The organism is Janthinobacterium sp. 61, from assembly GCF_002846335.1.
Lineage (GTDB): Bacteria > Pseudomonadota > Gammaproteobacteria > Burkholderiales > Burkholderiaceae_D > Janthinobacterium.
Map to the genome: position 1 here is coordinate 3,509,151 of NZ_PJMQ01000001.1, position 20,432 is coordinate 3,529,582.

At 62.8% G+C, this 20,432-nt stretch carries 20 protein-coding genes; 9 read left to right on the forward strand and 11 right to left on the reverse strand.

Annotated elements, in window-relative coordinates; all coding sequences use genetic code 11:
- Positions 1 to 4 precede the first annotated feature (4 nt).
- The 6 genes from CLU92_RS16005 to CLU92_RS16030 form a co-directional block, all read right to left on the reverse strand.
- Positions 5 to 193 carry a hypothetical protein gene (locus CLU92_RS16005; protein ID WP_101482699.1) on the reverse strand — a complete coding sequence of 63 codons (189 nt, stop codon included), beginning with the start codon at positions 191 to 193 and terminating at the stop codon, positions 5 to 7.
- 79 nt (positions 194 to 272) lie between these two features.
- Positions 273 to 1,190, reverse strand: coding sequence for a site-specific tyrosine recombinase XerD (gene xerD / locus CLU92_RS16010; RefSeq protein ID WP_180338532.1), 918 nt, complete (start codon positions 1,188 to 1,190; stop codon positions 273 to 275).
- On the reverse strand, positions 1,187 to 1,687 hold the full coding sequence (locus tag CLU92_RS16015) for a methylated-DNA--[protein]-cysteine S-methyltransferase (protein WP_101482700.1): 501 nt from the start codon (positions 1,685 to 1,687) through the stop codon (positions 1,187 to 1,189). The genes xerD and CLU92_RS16015 overlap by 4 nt, the downstream gene beginning before the upstream one ends.
- Before the next feature lie 425 nt (positions 1,688 to 2,112).
- Positions 2,113 to 3,393, reverse strand: a complete 1,281-nt coding sequence (locus CLU92_RS16020) for a TRAP transporter large permease (protein ID WP_101482701.1) — start codon at positions 3,391 to 3,393, stop codon at positions 2,113 to 2,115.
- A complete protein-coding gene (locus CLU92_RS16025; protein ID WP_071075592.1) occupies positions 3,390 to 3,962 on the reverse strand; it encodes a TRAP transporter small permease in 573 nt (190 codons plus the stop codon). The genes CLU92_RS16020 and CLU92_RS16025 overlap by 4 nt, the downstream gene beginning before the upstream one ends.
- 114 nt (positions 3,963 to 4,076) lie before the next feature.
- The gene (locus CLU92_RS16030; RefSeq protein ID WP_101484717.1) at positions 4,077 to 5,069 is read right to left on the reverse strand and encodes a TRAP transporter substrate-binding protein; all 993 of its coding nucleotides are present in this window, start codon (positions 5,067 to 5,069) and stop codon (positions 4,077 to 4,079) included.
- 145 nt (positions 5,070 to 5,214) lie between these two features.
- Here CLU92_RS16030 and CLU92_RS16035 point away from each other — a divergent pair, with 145 nt between their 5' ends.
- The gene (locus CLU92_RS16035) at positions 5,215 to 7,227 is read left to right on the forward strand and encodes a PAS domain S-box protein (protein ID WP_243857940.1); all 2,013 of its coding nucleotides are present in this window, start codon (positions 5,215 to 5,217) and stop codon (positions 7,225 to 7,227) included.
- A gap of 28 nt (positions 7,228 to 7,255) precedes the next feature.
- On the forward strand, positions 7,256 to 7,840 hold the full coding sequence (locus CLU92_RS16040) for a response regulator transcription factor (RefSeq protein WP_101482703.1): 585 nt from the start codon (positions 7,256 to 7,258) through the stop codon (positions 7,838 to 7,840).
- 126 nt (positions 7,841 to 7,966) lie between these two features.
- Here the strand turns inward: CLU92_RS16040 and CLU92_RS16045 are convergent, their stop codons facing one another.
- Positions 7,967 to 8,794 carry a siderophore-interacting protein gene (locus CLU92_RS16045; RefSeq protein ID WP_101482704.1) on the reverse strand — a complete coding sequence of 276 codons (828 nt, stop codon included), beginning with the start codon at positions 8,792 to 8,794 and terminating at the stop codon, positions 7,967 to 7,969.
- A 22-nt stretch (positions 8,795 to 8,816) separates the two neighbouring features.
- Positions 8,817 to 9,368, reverse strand: a complete 552-nt coding sequence (locus CLU92_RS16050; RefSeq protein WP_101482705.1) for a PadR family transcriptional regulator — start codon at positions 9,366 to 9,368, stop codon at positions 8,817 to 8,819.
- A gap of 230 nt (positions 9,369 to 9,598) precedes the next feature.
- Between CLU92_RS16050 and CLU92_RS16055 the strand changes: the two genes are divergently transcribed.
- The gene (locus tag CLU92_RS16055) at positions 9,599 to 9,976 is read left to right on the forward strand and encodes a DUF3052 family protein (protein WP_101482706.1); all 378 of its coding nucleotides are present in this window, start codon (positions 9,599 to 9,601) and stop codon (positions 9,974 to 9,976) included.
- Between the two features lie 19 nt (positions 9,977 to 9,995).
- Here CLU92_RS16055 and queG read toward each other — a convergent pair whose 3' ends face one another.
- The gene (gene queG / locus CLU92_RS16060; protein ID WP_101482707.1) at positions 9,996 to 11,087 is read right to left on the reverse strand and encodes a tRNA epoxyqueuosine(34) reductase QueG; all 1,092 of its coding nucleotides are present in this window, start codon (positions 11,085 to 11,087) and stop codon (positions 9,996 to 9,998) included.
- 78 nt (positions 11,088 to 11,165) lie between these two features.
- Between queG and tsaE the strand changes: the two genes are divergently transcribed.
- The 3 genes from tsaE to CLU92_RS16075 are packed head-to-tail and all read left to right on the forward strand — an operon-like array spanning position 11,166 to position 13,868.
- A complete protein-coding gene (gene tsaE, locus CLU92_RS16065; RefSeq protein WP_101482708.1) occupies positions 11,166 to 11,654 on the forward strand; it encodes a tRNA (adenosine(37)-N6)-threonylcarbamoyltransferase complex ATPase subunit type 1 TsaE in 489 nt (162 codons plus the stop codon).
- Entirely contained in the window at positions 11,618 to 13,018 is a 1,401-nt protein-coding gene (locus CLU92_RS16070; protein WP_101482709.1) for an N-acetylmuramoyl-L-alanine amidase, read from the forward strand. Before tsaE ends, CLU92_RS16070 begins: the two co-directional genes overlap by 37 nt.
- 13 nt (positions 13,019 to 13,031) lie before the next feature.
- A complete protein-coding gene (locus CLU92_RS16075) occupies positions 13,032 to 13,868 on the forward strand; it encodes a D-hexose-6-phosphate mutarotase (RefSeq protein ID WP_257561101.1) in 837 nt (278 codons plus the stop codon).
- Here CLU92_RS16075 and CLU92_RS16080 read toward each other — a convergent pair.
- Positions 13,865 to 14,845, reverse strand: a complete 981-nt coding sequence (locus tag CLU92_RS16080) for a carbonic anhydrase (RefSeq protein WP_373918145.1) — start codon at positions 14,843 to 14,845, stop codon at positions 13,865 to 13,867. The genes CLU92_RS16075 and CLU92_RS16080 overlap by 4 nt on opposite strands.
- Before the next feature lie 208 nt (positions 14,846 to 15,053).
- Complete coding sequence (locus CLU92_RS16085) at positions 15,054 to 15,704, reverse strand: VTT domain-containing protein (RefSeq protein WP_071075583.1); 651 nt, start codon at positions 15,702 to 15,704, stop codon at positions 15,054 to 15,056.
- Between the two features lie 269 nt (positions 15,705 to 15,973).
- On the opposite strand from CLU92_RS16085, the gene CLU92_RS16090 reads away from it, so the two are divergent.
- The 3 genes from CLU92_RS16090 to miaA all read left to right on the forward strand — a co-directional run bounded on the left by CLU92_RS16090 (position 15,974) and on the right by miaA (position 19,935).
- Complete coding sequence (locus tag CLU92_RS16090; protein WP_101482711.1) at positions 15,974 to 16,912, forward strand: peptidylprolyl isomerase; 939 nt, start codon at positions 15,974 to 15,976, stop codon at positions 16,910 to 16,912.
- A 69-nt stretch (positions 16,913 to 16,981) separates the two neighbouring features.
- Positions 16,982 to 18,889 (forward strand): DNA mismatch repair endonuclease MutL, encoded by a 1,908-nt coding sequence (gene mutL / locus CLU92_RS16095; RefSeq protein WP_101482712.1) that lies wholly within the window; start codon positions 16,982 to 16,984, stop codon positions 18,887 to 18,889.
- Positions 18,890 to 18,987: 98 nt separating this feature from the next.
- The gene (gene miaA, locus CLU92_RS16100; protein WP_101482713.1) at positions 18,988 to 19,935 is read left to right on the forward strand and encodes a tRNA (adenosine(37)-N6)-dimethylallyltransferase MiaA; all 948 of its coding nucleotides are present in this window, start codon (positions 18,988 to 18,990) and stop codon (positions 19,933 to 19,935) included.
- The last annotated feature ends 497 nt before the right edge of the window (positions 19,936 to 20,432 follow it).

The window sequence follows — 20,432 nt, forward strand, 5'->3', positions numbered from 1 at the left end:
GGAATTACTGCGGCTGAGCTGGCGCGTCGGTAGCGTCATCGGCGTCGTCCGCTTCCGGCTCATCGCCCTCGCTGCCATCGGCCGGCTTGGGATTGTTCTTCGCTTCCAGCTTGCGCCTGGCTTTTTCCTCGGCTTTCTTCTTCTTTTCCAGCTCTTTTTGCCGTTTTTCGTATTGGAAATTTGTCTTGGCCATTTACTACCTCTTTAGTTTTTAGATGTTACAGATAAGCACAAAGGCACATTATGACGTAATTGGACCAAACACCAAATGTTTAGCCTCGCGGATGATGCTGCGCATGCAGCAGTTTCAGCCGTTCGCGGGCCACATGTGTGTAAATCTGCGTGGTGGAAATATCGGAGTGCCCCAGTAACAATTGCACAACACGCAAGTCCGCTCCATGGTTCAGCAAATGGGTGGCGAACGCGTGGCGCAGGGTGTGCGGCGACAGCGGTGCCGTGATGCCGGCGTTCAGCGCGTGTTTCTTGATGATGACCCAGAACATTTGCCGCGTCATGGCGCCCCCGCGCCGCGTGACGAACAGCGCATCGTCCATCTGGCCATCGAGGATGACGCCGCGCGCCTCCTTCAGGTAGCGCTCGATCCACAGCCGCGCCTGCTCACCGAAGGGCACCAGGCGCGTCTTGCTGCCCTTGCCCGTGATGCGCAGCACGCCATCGTTCAGGCTCAGCTCCACGGATTTCAAGTCCACCAGTTCCGACACGCGCAAGCCGCTCGCGTACATGAGCTCCAACATCGTGCGCTCGCGCAGGCCCAGCGGCGTGCTCACGTCCGGCGCCGCCAGCAGCGCTTCCACCTGCGCTTCGCTCAAGGTATGCACGAAGCGCGCGGGCTGCTTGGCCGAAACCATCTTCAGGCACGGGTCGGCTGCGATATGCTTCTGCCGCAAGGCCAGCTGGTAGAAGCGCTTGAGCACGGACAGGCGCCGGTTCGACGACGTAGCCTTGCTCTCCTCGTGGCGGGCGGCGAAATACGCTTCGATATCGGCCGTGGACACCTCATACAGGCCCTCGCGTCCGGGGCGCGCCACTTCCAGCCAGCGCGAAAACAGACGCATGTCGCGCCGGTAGGCATCCAGCGAGTTTTTCGACAGGCCGTCTTCCAGCCAGAGGCTGTCGCAGAATTCATCGATCAGGGTCGCGTTGTCCGGCGCCAGCAGGCTGTTCATCATGCGTAACCCTCGACGCCTTCATGTGCCAGCAGCCAGCGCTTTACGCCCCGATGAAAACCGCTGGCATCGTCATGGTGGGCAAAGCCGCCCAGGCCGCCGGCGGCCGTGATGCGGTGGCACGGAATCACCACGGGATACCAGTTGGCGCCGCACGCCTGGCCCACGGCCCGCGGCGCGGAGCCGATCAGGCGCGCCACGTCGCCATACGTGCGCACCTGGCCGCGCGGGATGCCGGCGATCGCCGCCCATACGCCTTGCTGGTAGGCGCTGCCCAGCGCGGCCAGCGGCAAGTCAAAGACATGATCGGGATCGCGGAAGTAACGCGCCAGTTGCTGGCACGCCCGATCGGAGACGGCATCCTGCGCCGCCTTCTCGTCGAAGTGCGGCGGCAGGTAGACCAGTTCGCGCAACTGGCCGTCCTGCGCACGCACACCCATGGCGCCAAACGGGGCGGCCACGATGGCACTGAACAGCTCACTGCCCTGTTGTTTTTTCATCTGCTGATCATTATTCAAGTGTGGCATATATACAACCCGCCGGCGCTGGGTACAGCGCCACGGGAATTATGCACCGACTTTGGGCGTGCCGGCGGACGTTTCCCGCGCACGAAAAAAAAGCGCACCAGTCGGTGCGCTTCAAATATTGCTTCACGTTCCCGGTCGTTTGGGTCCGCCGGTGCCGGCTTGTTGCGGCAGACAGCAATGACTCAACAACTTCTGTGAAACGTGTGTCTCCTCAATATATCCCCGGTATCAATACCGTTTTTATAGACCACTCCCCCACCAACCTTGTTGCCAATTCTGTATTTCAGCCTTGCTACCAGGGCGTATATGCATATACGTGTTTCCCCTTAAGGCTGCCCATCATAGCGCATTTATTCGGCAGGATCGACTTTTTTTGCACCATGACGGGGACAACTGTTTTAGTTGTAAATTAAATTTGGCAGCCACAGCGAGATTTGTGGTACGTAGGTAATCAAGCCCAGGAAGGCGAGCATCGTCAGCAGCCATGGCATCACGGCCACGGTCAGCTCCGAAATGCCCATCTTGGTGATGCCGGACGCCACGTACAAGTTCAGTCCCACGGGCGGATGGCACATGCCCACCTCCATATTGACCACGATCAAGATGCCGAAGTGCACAGGGTCGATGCCCAGCTTCATGGCGACTGGGAACAGAATCGGCGCCATGATCAGCACGATCGACGACGGTTCCATGACGTTACCAGCCAACAACAGCAGCACGTTGACGACCAGCAGGAAGCTGATCACACCCAGGCCTTTGCCCGTGATCCACTCGGCCATCGCTTGCGGGATGTTTTCGCTGGTCATCAGGAACGAGAACAGCACGGCATTGGTGATGATGTACAACAACATCGCCGACATGGCGGCCGAGTCGAGCAAGACCTTGCCCACTTGCTTGATCTTCAAGTCCTTGTAGACGAAGACGGCAATGATGAAAGCGTACACGGCAGCCATGGCGGCCGCTTCCGTGGGCGTAAACGCGCCCGAGTAGATGCCGCCCATGACGATGACGATCAGGAGCAGGCCCCAGGCGCTCTTCTTGAAGGTCACGAAGCGTTCCGTCCAGCTGGCTTTTTTCATGCGCGGATAGTTGTTCTTGCGCGCCAAAAACCAGGTGGTCAAGCCCAGCAGCATCGCCAGCATCATGCCGGGAATCACGCCCGCCATGAACAGCTTGCCCACGGAGGTGTTGGTGCTGACGGAATACATCACCATCACGATCGACGGAGGAATCAGGATGCCCAGCGCGCCCGAGGTGGTGATGACGCCGGCACCGAAGCCCCGTGGATAGCCCTGCTTGACCATGGCCGGCAGGATGATGGAACCAATCGCCACGACGGTGGCGGGGCTGGAGCCGGAGACGGCGGCAAACAGCGCGCACGCCATCACGCCAGCCAGCGCCAGGCCGCCATGCCAGTGGCCCACCATGGAGCTGGCGAAGTTGATCATGCGCCGCGCCACCCCGCCATGCGTGAGGAAATTACCCGCCAGGATGAAGAAGGGGATGGCCATGATCTCGAATTTCTCGATACCCGTGAAAATCTTCAGGGCCACCGATTCGATGGGCACGCTGGTCATGGTAAACAGGAACGTGAGCACCGTCAGGCCCAGCGAAATGGAAATCGGCATGCCGGTCAGCATCAGCGCCAGCAGCAACACAAAAATGATCAGCGCGTTCATGCCTTGGCTCCTTTTTCTTCAGCCGTCAATTCTTCTTCCAGGCCTTCGACATGCGAATGGTCGTGTTTGGGCAAGGCGCCCGTCTTGATGAAATGCACCATGACTTGCAGGAAACGGAAGCACATCAGGTAGGACCCGAGCGGCACGGCCAGGTAGACCAGCCACATCGGCACTTCCATGTCGGCCGAAGTCTGGTCCGTGTGGCCAATCGACCACACGAAGCTGGCGCCCAGAGTCCCGACGATGCCCGTAAACAGAGCGCCGGCGCCCAGGCCGAAGACGATGAAACGGTCGCGCCAGCGGGGGTTCATGCGGTTGATCAAGACGTCGACGCCCACGTGGATGCCCGTGCGCACGCCATACGCGGCGCCGAACTTGGCCATCCAGACGAACATGTAGATGCACAGTTCCTGGGCCCAGCTGGTATTGATTTGTATCAGGAAGTCCTGCACGACAGGTATCGGCAAGCCTGCCAGGTAGCGGTGCACGACCGCGACGAAAATGATGAAGGTGGCGGCGCCCATCAGGGACGCGATCAGCCACTCTTCCAGATGATCCAGAAATTTCATGGTGGACTTTCAAAGAATGCGGGTACGCAGGCACCCGCGCAGGACGCGCAGGTGCCGGTGATACGGAACGACAGGGGATGCCCTGCCAGCCGCGCCAAGAGGCGCAGCAAACGCTTACTTCGCGCTTTCCTTGTTGATGGCCGAGATCAGATCCTTGCCAATGCGCCCTTCCATGGCCTTCTGCACGGGCGCCAGCGCCTTGCGCCATTCGGCCTGTTCCTGCACCGTCAGGGTATAGATCTGCGTCTTGCCCGCTTTCTTGATGGCGTCGAGGGCCTGGTCATTGTCGCGCTGGGCGATGGCTTTTTCAAACGTGGTCGCTTCGCGCATGGCTTTTTCCAGCTGGCCACGGATATCGGGCGGCAAGCCATCCCAGAATTTCTTGTTGACGATGACGGCATAGCCCAGGTAACCATGGTTCGATACGGTCACGTGCTTTTGCACTTCATGCATCTTTTGCGTGTACATATTCGATGGCGGATTTTCCGTGCCGTCGACCACGCCCGTCTGCAGCGCCTGATACACTTCCGAGAAGGCCAGCACTTGCGGATTGGCGCCCAGCGCGCGCATTTGCGCGTCGAGTACCTTGGACGACTGGATGCGCATTTTCAGGCCCTTGAAGTCGGCCGGGTTGTGCAGCGGCTTGTTGGCTGACATCACCTTGAAGCCATTGTCCCAGTAGGCCAGGCCCGTGATACCCTTGGGTTCCAGTTTTTTCAGCAGGCTCTTGCCGATTTCGCCTTCGGTGACGTTGTACAGCGCCGTCTTGGTGGGGAAAATGTAGGGCAGGTCGAACGCTTCGAATTCCTTCACGCCCAGCGGGCCGAACTTGGCCAGCGATGGCGCCAGCATTTGCACGGCGCCCAGCTGCAGCGCTTCGAGTTCTTCCTTGTCCTTGTACAGCTGGCTGTTCGGGTACAGTTCGACCTTGACCTTGCCATTCGTGGCTTTTTCAGCCAGTTGCTTGAAGCGCTCGGCGGCCTGGCCTTTTGGCGTATCGGTCGCCACGACGTGGCTGAACTTGATGACGATGGGGGCTTGCGCGTAGGCGTGTACGCCGGCAGTGGCGCCGATGGCTGCGCACAGCGCGACGAACAGGGTTTTCATTTGTGGCAGTTGCATTTTTGTCTCCTGAGTGGTTTTTTAAAAAACTTTATTATTTGTCTACTTGGATATTGTGCCAAAGAAACAGCCCCGGCTATTGTGGTTAACCACAATAGCCGGCTCCCGATAAGCCGCTACCCTGCCAGCCATGCCGACTCCCCCCACCCTTGCGCGCCGCTTCAAGCTATCGAGCCCGATGCGCTGGCTGCTGCCCGTCATCCTGCTGCTGCTGTTCCTGTCCATCCTGTTCTGGCTACCCTGGCAGGCGCGCCAGATGGAAAGCAACGAGCGCCAGGAGCAATTGATCGCCGATACCCTGTGGGTGGAGCAAACCATCCGCTTCCAGCTGGCGCGCAACGAGGAAAGCCTGTTCAACCTGGGCGTGGATATCGCCAGCGCCTCGCTGGGCGCGGAAAAAGTGCACGAACGGCTGCAGCAGATGCTGCGCAATGGCCGCGAATTGCAGCGTGTGCTGTGGCTCGACACCAGCGGCAAGGTACTGGCCACCAGCGACAACAGCCTGCCGCATGCCCTGGCGTTTTCCCCGGCCTCGCTGACGGCAGCCGACAATGCGCGCCGCCTGCACCGGGGCCAATATGCCCAGCCTTCGCAGCAAAGCGGTTTTCCCGACGCGCCGCCAGGCGCCATGCTGATGGATTACCACCAGCCCCTGTTCGATGGCCAGCGCTATGTGGGCAGCCTGGTGGCAACCTACCAGATCAGCAGCCTGCTCGATGAAATGGTGCCGTGGTGGTTCGCCCAGGATAACCAGATTTCGCTGATCGACCGCGACGACAAGGTGCTGGCGCGGCGCGCCGCCGCCGGTCCCGGTCACGGCGTGTACACGCACAAGCGCGCGCTCGACGTGCCCGGTGCCACCATCATCCTGTTTACAGACAGCGTGAAAAGCCAGCCCAAGCTGCTGCCCAATTTACTGGTCGGCTCCGTCATCGCCCTGTCGCTGGGTTTGCTGTGGAGCTTGCTTGCCCTGTGGCGGCATATTTCGCGCCGCCTGGTGGCCGAAGGGGCGCTGCGCCAGCAGATGCTGTTCCGCACGGCGATGGAAAACTCGCTGGTGACAGGCATGCGCGCGCGCGATCTGGAAGGCCGCGTCACGTATGTGAATCCAGCGTTCTGCCAGATCGTCGGTTATCCGGCCGAGGAAATCCTGGGCCGCCTGCCGCCCATGCCCTACTGGGTGCCGGAAGCACTGGAGGAATACCAGCAGCGCTTCGTCAAGGCGCTGGCCGGCAATCCCACGCCGCAGTTCGAAACCTATTTTCAGCGCCCGGACGGCACGCGCGTGCCCGTGCTGATCTTCGAAGCGCCACTGGTGGACAAGAACGGCCAGCAGACAGGCTGGATGGGCTCCGTGCTCGACATCTCGGACCGCAAGCGGGTCGAGGAACTCAATCGCCAGCAGCAGGAAAAGCTGCAAACGAGTTCGCGCCTGGCGACCATGGGCGAACTGGCTTCGATGCTGGCGCATGAACTGAACCAACCGCTGGCGGCCATCTCCAGCTACACCACGGGCGCGCTGAACCTGATCCGCCGCGCGATCGAGCATGGCGCGCCCGTCGATCCGAACACCCTGAAGCCGGCGCTGGAGCAGGCCGGCGCACAAGCGCAGCGGGCCGGCCAGATCATCCGCAGCGTGCATGATTTCGTGCGCAAGAGCGAACCGCAGCGCCAGGATATCGCCATCCGCACGCTGATCGACGGCATCCGCGCGCTGATCGACCTGCAGGCGCGCAAATACTATGTCACCATCCAGGAAGAAATCCCTGCCGACCTGCCGCTGCTGCGCGCCGATCCCGTGATGATCGAGCAAGTGCTGCTGAACCTGACGCGCAACGCCATCGAGGCCATGCAGGATGCGGCGCCCGGACGGCGTATCATGCGCCTGCGGGCCAGCCACGATGCGCAGCAAGGCATGGTGACGGTGGACGTGATCGACCATGGCCACGGCATCCCGCAGGACGTGGCCGAGCGGCTATTCTCACCGTTTTTCTCGACCAAGTCCGAAGGCATGGGCATGGGCCTGAACATCTGCCGCACCGCCATCGAATTTCACGGCGGCGCGCTGACCTTCAGCGCCAACCCCGCTGGCGGTACTATCTTTACATTCAGCGTGCCGGCTGCGCCGCGCGCGCCGCACTAAGCGACAACAACGACAAGCCGGAGACACCATGCTACATATCATTGACGACGAAGAGGTCGTACGCGACTCCCTGTCCTGGCTGGCCGCCTCGCGCAGCATCGACGCGCGCATCTACGCCAGCGCCCAGCAATTCCTCGATAGCCTTGACGGCAGCTTCGACGCCGCCGGCGACTGCGTGCTGCTCGACGTGCGCATGCCCGACATGAACGGCATCGCCCTGTTCGACCAGCTGGTCAAGCGCGACCTGACGGCACGCCTGCCCGTGATTTTCCTCACCGGGCACGGCGACGTGCCGATGGCCGTCGACAGCCTGAAACGGGGCGCCTTCGATTTCTTTGAAAAACCGTTCAACGACAACGACCTGATGGACCGCGTGCAGCAGGGCCTGGCCAACTCGCGCCAGGCAGGCGAGATGGCCGCCGTGCACGCACGCCTGGCCACACTGTCGACGCGCGAACGCGAAGTGCTGGACCTGATTTTGGCGGGCAAGATGAACAAGGTGGTGGCCGACAAGCTGGGCATCAGCATGCGTACCGTGGAAGTCCACCGCGCGCATATCTTCGACAAGATGCAGGTCAAGACGGCGGTGGAGCTGGCGGGATTGTTGAAGTAATGCAGCAATGTTGGATTACGCGGCGCTTGCGCGCCGCTAATCCAACCTACATTGCAATGTAGGTCGGGTAGGTCGGCTTAGCGCAACGCGCGTAAGTCGACACCACCACCACCACCACCACCACCATCACTCATCATGATGCTCATGGTGCTCTTCCACCCCATGCTTCCAGTAGCTGGCCACATGCAGATGCTGCTTCGGCACACCGGCGTCGATGAAATGCCCGCGCAGGCCCTGCACCTGCGCATGCTCGCACGCCACCCACACATAACCGTCGCCATCCTGCGGCAAGGCGACTTGCGCCAACGCTTGCAGTAGCAGCGGCCCCTTGCGGCCATTGCGCGCCACCCAGCGCACGTCCAGCTGCGCCGCGCAATCGAGCGCGATCTGTTCGCCGTCTTCGACGATTTCGATCACGGCAATCGCCCGCGCCGTGGCCGGCAGCTGTTCCAGGCGGCGGGCGATGGCCGGCAGGGCCGTCTGGTCTCCCACCAGCACATACCAGTCGAAGTCAAACGGTACCAGCATCGAGCCGCGCGGGCCGCCCACGCCCAGGGTCTGGCCGGGCGCGGCTTGCGCCGCCCACAGCGATGCAGGTCCGTCGCCATGCAGCACGAAGTCGATTTCCAGCTCGCGCCGTTCGGCGTCGTAGCGGCGCGGCGTGTAGTTGCGGGCGATGGGACGCGCGCCTTGCGCGTACTGGATCGGGTTAGCGCCGTTGCCCAGCACGGGAAGCACGGGGGTAGCCTCGCCCGGAGCGGGGAAGAACAGTTTCACGTGATCATCGTGCGCGGGCGAGACAAATCCTTCCAGGTCGTCGCCGGCCAGGGTGATGCGGCGCATGTGCGGCGTCAGCTGCTCGGTGCGCACGACGGTCAATACGCGCAGTTTCAAGTCGTGGCGCACGCGCTCGATGGCATGCGGGCGTGGTGTTGCTGATGATGCGGTAGTCATTACTTATCCTTGTAAAGTAGGCTCAGTGGCCGTCGACGATGGCGTTCGCCGCCTGTTCCAGCACGGCGGAAACGCGCTCGGCATCCGCTTCGCTCCAGTTGGACTTGTTCAGCAACAGCGCATGCTTGAGGGTGTGCATGGCCTGGTGCACGCGCTCGGGCAAGGCGTTTTTCGCCTGGACGCGGGCAAACATGTCGAGGCGGGCCAGGATGCCATCCACCTGGGCGCGGTTCTCGTCGAGATAGGCGCGTCCCAGCTCCGTGATCGTGTAGAGCTTCTTGCCGCTGGCGCTTTCGCCCGACGTGACATAGTCCTGCTCTTCCAGCAGGGTCAAGGTCGGATACACGGCGCCGGGGCTTGGGGCGTAGGCGCCGCCGCAACGCTCTTCGATGGCCTTGATGATTTCATAGCCGTGGCGGGGACTGATTTCGATCAGCGCCAGTACGATCAGCGGCAGGTCGCCGCGGCCAAAAACGCGCTCGGCCCGTTCGCCGCGTCCGCCCCGGCCACCGGGGCCGCCATGCCCCATGCCGTCGCCGCGCTCGTCGAAGCCGCGCGGGCCGCGACCGTGCATGAAGTGCTCATGGCGATGTTCGTGGCGATGTTCGCCGGAATGGTGTTGCTGGCCGCCATGGGCGTGATGATGGTGATGGCCGCCGTGGCCCTGTTCTGCGTGGTGTGAGTTTCTCATGTTTTCTCTTTAAAGATATATCGTTAGTAGGTATCTCTATTTTATAACGATATATCGATAAGTCAAGGAGGAATTTGTTATGCTCGTCTTCTCCCAATCCACATGCCCATGCCATGCCCGACAAAACCATCGCTGAAAAAATGTTTGTGAAAAATGCCAAGACCCTGGACGTGCTCAATGACGGTGGCGAGCATGCGGCCTTGCTGGCGCAGCTGCCGGCGGAGCGACGGGTGAATGAAGGAGAGCGGGCCGACTGGCTATTGCTGTTCGCGCGCAGCCGCGCGGAACTGGAGCAGCATCTGCCAGTGGCGCAGGCGCGCCTGGCGCCCGGCGGCGCGCTGTGGGTAGCATACCGCAAGGGCGGCGTGAAGGCAGGCAGCGACATCCACCGCGACGATCTGCGCGCTTTTGCGCAAACGGTGGGACTCGACAGCGTGGCGATGGTCGCCATCGATAATGAGTGGTCGGCGCTGCGCCTGAAACAGGTTTAAGCGCAGTTATAAACGCGGGTCAAGCGATGCCGTGCAGCGCCAGCGCCCATTCGACGTGCTCGCGCACGATGGCCGACGGGTGCTCGCGGCGCGACAGCAGGGCCGCGACGATATCGGCCTGGCCCCGGGCCTTGGCGGCCGCGTTGCCCATGCCGACGGCCAGGTTGCGCAGCCAGCGTTCGTGGCCGATGCGGCGAATCGCGCTGCCTTCCATGCGCCGGTTGAATTCCTCTTCCGTCCAGGCGAACAGTTCCACCATGCCCGCGCTGCCCAGGCTGTGGCGCTCGTCGAAATCGGGCACCACGGCGCGCTGGGCGAACTTGTTCCACGGGCAGACGGTCTGGCAATCGTCGCAGCCGTACACCTTGTTGCCGATCAAGGGCCGCATCTCGACGGGAATGGCGCCCTTCAACTCGATCGTCAGGTAGGAAATGCAGCGGCGCGCGTCGAGCTGGTACGGCCCCAGGATGGCTTGCGTCGGGCACACCGTGATGCACGCCGAGCACTGGCCGCAACGCGGCGTTTCAGGCGGGTCCACGGGCAGCGGCACGTCGACGAGGATCTCGCCAAGGAAAAAAAAGGAACCGCCCTGGCGGTTGATCAGCAAGGTATGCTTGCCGCGCCAGCCCAAGCCTCCCTTTTGCGCCAGTTCGACTTCCATCACGGGCGCCGAATCGCTGAAGACGCGGTAACCGAACTCGCCGATCTCGCCCTTGATGCGCTCGGCCAGCTGCTGCAGGCGCGAACGCATGACCTTGTGATAGTCGCGGCCCCGCGCATACACGGAAATCACGGCTGCCGCAGGATCGGCGTCGCGCGCCGCCTCGTGCTCACGCCAGTCGGGCCCCAGCGCCGGCGGCAGATAATTCATGCGTGCGCTGATGGCGCGCACCGTGCCCGGCACCAGTTCGGCAGGGCGCGCACGCTTCATGCCGTGGCTGGCCATGTAGTCCATTTCGCCGTGGTACCCTGCATCGATCCAGGCCTGCAAGGGCGCTTCCATGTGCGACAGATCCACGTCGGCGATGCGCACCTCGGCAAAACCCAGCTCGCGCCCCCACTCTTTAATGGTGCGCGCCAGGACGGCGAGATCGGTGACGGTGGCGGACATAGGGGACTTTACGGAAAACGGCAGGCGCGCGGGCGGTTACAATGACAGCAGCCTCCATTTTATGCGATACCGAAGATAATGACCGAACACTTCAAAGCCCACCTCCACGACGAAGCCGGCACCGCCGCGCTGGGCGCCGCGCTGGCGCGCGCGCTGGCGCCCGGACTGGCGATCTACCTGCACGGCGACCTGGGTGCCGGCAAAACGGCGCTCACGCGCGCCCTGCTGCACGCTGCAGGCCATGCGGGCCACGTCAAAAGCCCCACCTATACGCTGTCCGAACCCTACGCGGTGCAGCTCGATGGCCAGCCCATTAACGTCATCCACTTCGACCTGTACCGCATGGGCAGTGCCGAGGAATTTCTCGACGCGGGATTTCGCGAAGACTTCGACGGCCGCAATATCTGCATCGTCGAATGGCCGGAGAAAGCCGAACCGGTGTTGCCGCCGGCTGACCTGAATGTTTATTTGAGCGTTGCGGGTACAGGACGTGATGTAGAATTGCAAGCGTCTTCTGAATTGGGTCTGTCATGCCTTCACCGTCTCAAATTCGCCCCGAACCTTTGATCTCCTCGCCCATCACCCGGCGCACGGTACTCAAGGCCGGCGGCACCCTGCTGTTGTCCGTGTTCGCGCCCATGTCGGCGATGGCGGCGCAAATTCTCGCCGTACGCGTCTGGCCGGCCGAGGACTACACGCGCGTCACCCTGGAAAACGACAGCATCCTGAAGGCGACCCACTTCATCGTCAAGGACCCGGAACGGCTGGTGGTCGACATCGAAGGACTGGAACTCAATCCCACCTTGAAGGGCCTGGTGGCGAAGATCCAGTCGAACGATCCGTACATCAAGCAGGTGCGCGTGGGCCAGAACCGGCCCAACGTCGTGCGCCTGGTGTTCGACCTGAAGGAAGAAGTCACGCCGCAGCTGTTTACCCTGCCGCCGGCCGGCTCCTACAATCACCGCCTGATCTTCGACCTGTATCCCGTGCGCGAGCCGGACCTGATCGCCCAGATGATCGAAAAGGGCGACTGGTCGAGCGACCCTGCCAAACCGCCAATGGCCGGCACGCATACGCCGCCCCCCGCGCTGCCCCTGCCCGACAGCGGCAAGCCGCCCGTGGCCGCAGTGGTGCCACCGGTCGCGCCCATCGTGCCGCCCGTAGCCGATATCCGCCCCGAACAGCGCCCCGAGGCACGCCCATTGCCAGGCCAGAAAGTGGTGCGCATGATTACCATCGCGCTCGACCCAGGCCATGGTGGAGAAGACCCGGGCGCCATGGGTAGCAGGGGCAGCCGCGAAAAAGACGTGGTGCTGGCCATTGCCAAGCGCCTGAAAACCAAGCTGGAGCTGCAGCCGAACATGCGCGTCATGCTCACGCGCGACGCCGATTTCTTTGTCCCGCTGGGCATGCGCGTGGAAAAGGCACGCAAGGTTCAGGCCGACCTGTTCGTCTCGATCCACGCCGATGCGTTCATCCAGCCGACGGCGCGCGGCTCGTCCGTCTTCGTACTGTCCGAAAAGGGCGCCACCTCGACTGCCGCGCGCTGGCTGGCCAACAAGGAAAACCAGGCCGATCTGATCGGCGGCGTGAACGTGAAGAACCACGACAAGCAGCTGGCCAGCGTGCTGCTCGACCTGTCGACGACGGCGCAGATCAATGACAGCATGAAGCTGGGCAAGGCCGTGCTGCGCGAAATCGGCGGCATCAACCGCCTGCACAAGGGCTCCGTCGAACAGGCCGGCTTCGCCGTGCTGAAGGCACCCGACATCCCCTCCATCCTGATCGAGACGGCTTTCATCTCGAATCCGGAAGAAGAAGCCAAGCTGACCGACAATGGCTACCAGGACCAGATGGCCGACGCCATCGTCACGGGCATCAAGAATTACTTTGCCAAGAATCCGCCGCTGGCGAAAAGCCGTTTGACCTGACATGGACACCCGCATGAGCAAGAGTACTTTTGGCCAGTTGCCGGCCGTGACCATCCGCGCCGCCGATGGCGCGCAGGCCACCGTCACCCTGTATGGCGGCCACCTGGTCTCGTGGCAGACCAGCGATGGCCAGGAGCGCCTGTTCTGCAGCCGCGCATCCAGCCTTGATGGCAGCCGCGCCATCCGTGGCGGCGTACCCGTGATCTTTCCCCAGTTCGGCGCGCGCGGCACGGGCATGCGCCACGGCTTTGCCCGCGTGGCGACCTGGCAGCTCGCGTCCAGCGGCGAAAACGATGGCGCCGCCCATGCGGAATTTATCTTGCAACACACGGACCTGCCGGACGCAATCGGCGCCACCTGGCCCTGCGCCTTCACCCTGCGCCTGCGCGTGGAGGTACAAGGCCAATCGCTGGAACTGAATCTGTCCGTGCACAACACGGGCGAGCAGGCGTTCCCGTTCTCGGCCGCCCTGCACAGCTATTTTGCGATTGATCAATTGAGCGAGGCGCGCGTTGGCGGCTTGCAGCGCGTGCGCTATTCGGACGAGACGCCGCAAGATGCCTTGCAGGCGGAAGAGTGGCTGCAATTCGCCGACAAGCTGGACCGCATCTACTACCAGCTGCCGGGCGCCTTGACCCTGCAGTCTGGCAGCCACACGCTGCGCCTGGAGCAGCAGGGCTTCACGGATGCCGTCGTGTGGAACCCCGGCGCGCAAGACGCAGCCGCCCTGCCCGACCTGGCCGACGACGAATACCCGCGCTTCATCTGCATCGAGCCGGCACTGATCCAGCCCGATACGCTGGCTGCCGGCGCCGAGTGGACCGGCCGCCAGCGCCTCGCATTTATTTAATTCGATTCCTTGATGATGCGGCCATTGCCCGCTTGGATGGGCCGCGCATTCAAGGGATACAAGCGGCTGAACAGCGCCATCTGCGCCGGCGAGGCCTGTACCGGCTGCTTCATCACCAGCCACAGCACGCCTTCGCTGCAAGGCGGCTCCGTCATCGATCCCATGTAGGTGTAGTAATCGCGCCGCGTCGGCAGCATCTCGGCCGGGTCGAGCAGGATGGTCGGCTGCATGGTCTCGAATTTTTCCAGCGGCAGGTTGTTCCACACCGTCTGGATGGTCGCTTGCGCAGCGCCGCGTTCCAGCAGCAGGGCCAGCACAGCTTGCCGGCCTTCGGCGTCGCGGTGCACCAGGTGCACCACCATTTCAAACGCCTTGCCATTGATGCGCTCTTCGGAAGGGCGATGGAAATGGAACTGCTGCAGCTCGAACATGCGGTTCTGCACCGTGATGTAATTGCCGCCGCTCACGCCCACCTGCACCGTGTGGCCATTGTCGACCACATTGAACGACGACGGGTGGTAGTCAAAGCTGATACGTTCGAGTTCCACTTTCATGCCATCGCGGATATCGATCGGCGACTGGCGGCTGCCATTGCCACACTTGGCCCAGTCGACATTGATCTTGCTCCAGTTGGCCGGGCCGCTGTCGCCCTCGTACGACCAGTGCGTGCCGCGCGGCACGGGTGGCGGTGGTGGCGGCGCGGCCTTCACCACGGCGGCGCGCCTGGCGCGGGCGGCGGCGCGGGCCGCCTGGGTGGCGCGCATTTCCGCCAGGCGCGCCGCGATGCGCTCGGACAGGTCGACTTCGGCCGCTTCCTCCTTCTCGCGCACTGTGGGCGCGACGACGACAGGCGATTTGGCCTCCTTGCCCTTCACCGATTCGGTCAGGGTTTTCATGGCAGCCGCGCGCGCCGACGCCGACATGGGCGCGGATGCGGCGGCGGTCGCCGACGCGGGGGCATCTTTGGCGCTTGCCATGGACGCCATGGCGGCAAGGCTGCAAGCTAACAGGGCGCTCAAATGTCGCATGGAAATCCAGAAAGTGAGAATACCCTCTGGTTTACGGCTGGAAAGCTGCAAAACTTGAATCAGCGTGGGAGTAAAACAAAAACAACGTAGAGAAAAACGGGATCCGGGGCCTGCTGCGGGCTGTGCCGCAACGCGCTTGCCCCGGATCCATGCGGCCTTAGGCCGACTTGCCGACCATGCGCTTGTAGAGCTTCCACATGCCGCCCAGTACCACTGGCACGACGGCGGCGCCAACACCGATCAGCACGATCAAGGTCAGGTGGTCGCGTATCCACGGGATATTGCCGAAGAAGTAACCCGCCGTCACCAGGCCGACCACCCACAACAGGGCGCCCGTCACGTTGTACATCTGGAAGCGCGCATGCGTCATGTCGGAAATGCCGGCGACGAAAGGGGCGAAGGTGCGTACCACCGGCACGAAACGGGCCAGGATGATGGTCTTGCCGCCATGCTTTTCAAAGAATTCATGCGTGCGGCGCATGGCATCCTTGTTGATCCAGCGGTAATCGTGGGTAAACACCCTTTGCCCGATGGCCTCGCCTATCCAGTAATTGAGCGTGTTCCCCGTGACGGCGGCCGTCACCAGCAAGGCAATCAGCAAGCCCAGGTGCATCTGTCCCGTCGCGCAAAACGCGCCGGCGATAAACAATAAGGTATCCCCAGGGAAGAAGAACAGCACCACGAGGCCTGTCTCACAAAAAATAATGGCAAACAGCACTGCATACACGAGGGTACCGTACTGCTCGATCAAGAGACCCAGCGTCTTGTCGACATGTACGATCATGTCGAGGAATTGCACAAAATCCATATATTTTTCCCTAAAGGTAGCGGCGGAATCATACACCACCCGGCCAGCGCAACGGCAGTCCCCGGGCCGATATTTCAGGATTAATTATGTGCCGCCCTTGCGCGTGTGGCAATTTAAGTAAAGGTTAAGGAAATACCCTCGCCAACTTGCGCAGGCCAGCCTTCCTTCGCGCAGGCCATGTTCGGCCCGCACAATGTTTTTTCAGCGAAATATTGCCATTCCGGTATACACTTTCTGACCGGTGCAATTCGCGCCGACCAGGAGAGAATATGTATCTGCATCCACTGAGCAGCCTGACCATGGCCACCGTGCTGGGCCTTGTCCAACTGTCCGCCCACGCGGCACCTGTCCAGATCAAGGCGCCCGCCGAGCTGCCCGCCAAGGCGACGCTCGCCGACGTGATCAAGGCCTCCAAACCGTCCGACTGGCGTCCGCTGGACCCTGACAACACCCTGTACATGGACATTCCCGCCGGTCGCGTGGTGATCGAGCTGGCGCCCGACTTCGCGCCGAAGCACGTGGCCAATATCAAGGGCCTGGTAGCCGAACAGTATTACGACGGTCTGGCCATCACGCGGGCGCAGGACAACTGGGTGGCGCAGTGGGGCGATCCGAACGAGAAAAATCCCAAGCCCATTTTGCATGCCCAGCGCACCCTGCCCGGCGAATTCACCGTGCCCTTGAAAAACGTCAAGAGCTTCACGCGCTTGCCGGACCTTGACGGCTATGCGCCGCAGGTGGGCCATTCGAACGGCTTCCCGTCCGCGCGCGATCCGAAAACCGGCACGGCCTGGCTCGCGCATTGCTACGCCACCGTGGGCGTGGGCCGCGACAGCGCCAGCGACAGCGGCGGTGGCACGGAACTGTACGCCGTCATCGGCCAGTCGCCGCGCCACCTGGACCGCGACATCACTGTCGTCGGCCGGGTGGTCTCCGGCATGCCATTGCTGTCGACCCTGCCACGGGGCGCTGGCCCCATGGGCTTTTATGACAGCCCCGAGAAAAACGTGCCGATCAAGACCATCCGCCTGGCCGCCAGCGTACCGCCAGAGCAGCGCGCAAACCTGGAAGTGATGCGCACCGACAGCGCCGCCTACCAGGCCGTGCTGGAAGCCCAGCGCCACCGAGGCGGCCCCTGGAGCAAAGTCACGGCCGGCCACGTCGACCTGTGCAACGCGCCGATACCGGTGCGGGAGGTGGCGAAGTAGGCCAACTTTTAGCCCAAGAACAAGGGCTGGGGTCAGACCCGACGGGTCTGACCCCGGTATAATTACCGCATGAACGCTCCCATCACGCCCCACCGCCCGATCCAGGCCCTGCCTGACCAGTTGATTTCGCAAATCGCCGCTGGCGAGGTGGTCGAGCGGCCATCGGCCGTGGTCAAGGAATTGCTGGAAAACGCACTGGACTCGGGTGCCACGCAGATCACGGTACGGCTGGAAGAAGGGGGCGTGAAACGCATCGCGATTACGGACAATGGCCGTGGCATCGACAAGGAACAGCTGCCGCTGGCCCTGGCGCGCCACGCCACTTCAAAAATCGCCTCCCTGCACGACCTGGAAAACGTGGGCACGCTGGGCTTTCGCGGCGAGGCGCTGGCATCCATCGCCTCGGTGGCCGCCGTCACCCTGACCTCGCGCACGGCGGACGCTGCCCATGCGTGGGAAATCGTCGGCTCGCACAATGGCAGCGTCTCGCCGTCGTCCGGCGCGCACGGCACCACAGTCGACGTGCAAGACCTGTATTTCAACACGCCCGCGCGGCGCAAGTTCCTCAAATCCGAACAGACGGAATACGGCCACTGCGCCGAAGTGGTGCGTCGCATCGCCCTGGCGCGGCCGGATGTGGCGTTCTCGCTGTCGCACAATGGCCGCACCATCGACCAGTGGAATATCAGCGAACTGGCCAAGCGCAGCGCCCACATCCTGGGCAATGACTTCGCCGAAGCGCGCCTGGCGCTGGACGAGTCGGCCGGCACCCTGCGCATTCACGGCTTTGCCGGCTTGCCGACGGCGTCCAAGGCGCGCGCCGACGGCCAGTTCTTTTATGTCAACGGCCGCTTCGTGCGCGACAAGCTGCTGGTGCACGCCGTGCGCATGGCCTACCAGGACGTGCTGCATGGCGACCGCTTCCCATCGTACGTGCTGGCGCTCGACCTCGATCCGGCCCTGGTCGACGTCAACGTGCACCCGTCGAAGATCGAAGTGCGATTCCGCGACAGCCGCTCCGTACACCAGTTTGTCTTCCACGCCGTGCAGCGCGCGCTGGCGCAGACCTCGGCCACGGCCTTCGGCAGCGTGCCGGCTCCCTTGCCGGCCGCTTCCAGCCTGGGTGCTGGCGACGCTGGCGCCGCCAGCGGTGGCCCCGGCATCTGGCGCCGCGAGCAGACGCAAACCTCGTTCGGCGCGCAATTTACGAACACCTTTGCGCCCGCCTCGCCCGGTGCGGCCCGTCCCTTCTTTGCCGAGGCGCCAGGCATCGCTCAGGATACGGCGGCCTATGGTGCCCTGTTCGGCGGCGGCACCGCAACGTCGCCGATCACGCAGGTCGAGCCCTACATCGCCTCGCCCGAAGCGATGGCGCGCGAAGAATACCCGCTGGGCTTTGCCCTGGCCCAGCTGCATGGCATCTACATCCTGGCGCAAAACACCAAGGGCCTGGTGCTGGTCGACATGCACGCAGCGCATGAGCGCATTCTGTACGAACAGCTGAAAAACGCGCTGCAGGCGCAAGTCTCGGGCCAGGACATGCAGGTGCAATCGCTCTTGATCCCCGTGACGTTTTACGCGGATGCCATCGAAGTGTCGACGGCAAATGAAAACCAGGAGACGTTAAAGGCGCTGGGCTTCGACATCGCCGCCCTGTCGCCCACCACCCTGGCCGTGCGTTCCGTACCGACCCTGCTGAAGAACGCCGACGCACAAACCCTGGCGCGCGACGTGCTGCGCGATGTGCGCGAATACGGCGGCTCGCGCGTGCTGATCGAGCGCCAGAACGAATTACTGGGCACTCTGGCCTGCCACACGGCCGTGCGCGCCAACCGGATCTTGTCGGTGCAGGAAATGAACGCCCTGCTGCGCCAGATGGAGAGCACGGAACGCGCCGATCAGTGCAACCATGGCAGGCCAACGTGGGTGCAGGTCGAAATTAACGCCCTCGATAAACTGTTCCTGCGCGGCCAGTAGGTCGGATTAGCGCAGCGTAATCCGACACTGCAGCGGCGGCATCACGTCGGCTTACGCTTGCGCTAAGCCGACCTACGCACCACCTTACAAGAGTCAACATGCAAAACACTCAACACCTCCCCCTGGCCGTCGCCATCATGGGCCCCACGGCCAGCGGCAAGACGGCCAGTGCGCTGACCATCGCGCAAGCCATCCCGTCCGAGATCATTTCCGTCGATTCCGCCCTCGTCTACCGGGGCATGGATATCGGCACGGCCAAGCCGTCGAAAGAGGAACTGGCCCAGGTACCGCATCATTTGATCGACATCATCGACCCGCTGGACGCCTATTCGGTGGCGCAGTTCCGCAACGATACCCTGCGCCTGATGAGCGAAATCACGGCGCGCGGCAAGCTGCCGCTGCTGGTCGGCGGCACCATGCTGTACTTCAAGGGTCTGGCCGATGGCCTCGACGACTTGCCCGGTGCCGATCCTGTTCTGCGCGCGCAGCTGGAAGAGGACGCGGCCGCCATCGGCTGGCCCGCCATGCATGCGCGCCTGGCGCAGCAAGACCCCATCACTGCCGCGCGCCTGGCGCCGCAGGACGCGCAGCGCATCGGCCGCGCGCTGGAAATCATCGCCCTGTCCGGCCAGCCCATGTCGGCCTTGCTGGCCCTGCGCGAAAAGACCGTGCTTCCGTTCCAGTTGCAGTCGTTCGCGCTGGAACCGTCTGACCGCGCCGTGCTGCACGCACGCATCGCCACGCGCTTCGACATCATGCTGAAAAACGATGCCTTGCTCGATGAAGTGGAGCAGCTGCGCCGGCGCGGCGACCTGCATCCCGGCTTGCCCTCGATGCGCTGCGTGGGCTACCGCCAGGCCTGGGAGTACCTCGATGGCCGCATCGACCGCGCCACCTTGCGCGAGACGGGCATCATCGCCACGCGCCAGCTGGCCAAACGCCAGCTAACCTGGCTGCGCTCGATGCCGGAACGTATCGTCATCGATTGCCTGGGCTTAGACCCGGCCAGCGCCATGCTGGCACAAATCGTCCCTTTGCTAAAATAAGCGTCGCCACACAACCACCGGCCAGGCGCTAGGCTCGACTTAGGCTGCGCGCCATGCCGGAACGCATCGTTATCGATTGCCTGGGCTTAAACCCGGCCAGCGCCATGCTGGCACAAATCGTCCCTTTGCTAAAATAAGCGTCGCCACACAACCACCGGCCAGGCGCTAGGCTCGACTTAGGCTGCGCGCCATGCCGGAACGCATCGTCATCGATTGCCTGGGCTTAGACCCGGCCAGCGCCATGCTGGCACAAATCGTCCCTTTGCTAAAATAAGCGTCGCCACACAACCACCGGCCAGCCGCTAGGCTCGACTTAGGCTGCGCGCCATGCCGGAACGTATCGTCATCGATTGCCTGGGCTTAGACCCGGCCAGCGCCATGCTGGCACAAATCGTCCCTTTGCTAAAATAAGCGTCGCCACACAACCACCGGCCAGGCGCTAGGCTCGACTTAGGCTGCGCGCCATGCCGGAACGTATCGTCATCGATTGCCTGGGC